A 450-nucleotide genomic window follows, 5' to 3' on the forward strand; every position below is an offset into this window, starting at 1 on the left:
CGGCGTGTCGCCGGTCATGTTCTGGATGACATCAGTCGCACCCGCCGACTTGGCGCCGCCGACATAGCCGCATTCGAACTTGCGGATCAGAGGGATATCCATGCCGCCAACGAAGGAGACCTTCTTGGACTTAGAGGCCATCGCCGCCAGGATGCCGACGAGGTAGGAGCCCTCCTGTTCCTTGAACTTCAGCGACCGCACGTTCGGCAGATCGACCTGGTCGTCGATGATGGCGAAGTTCAGGTCGGGATATTCGGCGGCGACCTTGGTCAGCGCGTCCGTCCAGGCAAAGCCGGCCATGACGATCGGGTTGCGGCCGTCCTCGGCGAAGCGGCCAGCGCCTGCTCACGCTGCGAGGCATTGGAGACCTCGAATTCGACGTAGGCCGTGCCGGTTTCCGTCTTGAATTTCTCGGCGCCGTTGTAGGCAGCCTCGTTGAAGGATTTGTCG

At 62.0% G+C, this 450-nt stretch carries 1 pseudogene; it reads right to left on the reverse strand.

The features are described from left to right. Window positions 1–450: pseudogene (locus tag EN906_RS36895) on the reverse strand (BMP family ABC transporter substrate-binding protein); the annotation flags it as partial.

Source organism: Mesorhizobium sp. M7A.F.Ca.CA.004.06.1.1 (assembly GCF_003999135.1).
Classification (GTDB): Bacteria; Pseudomonadota; Alphaproteobacteria; order Rhizobiales; family Rhizobiaceae; genus Mesorhizobium.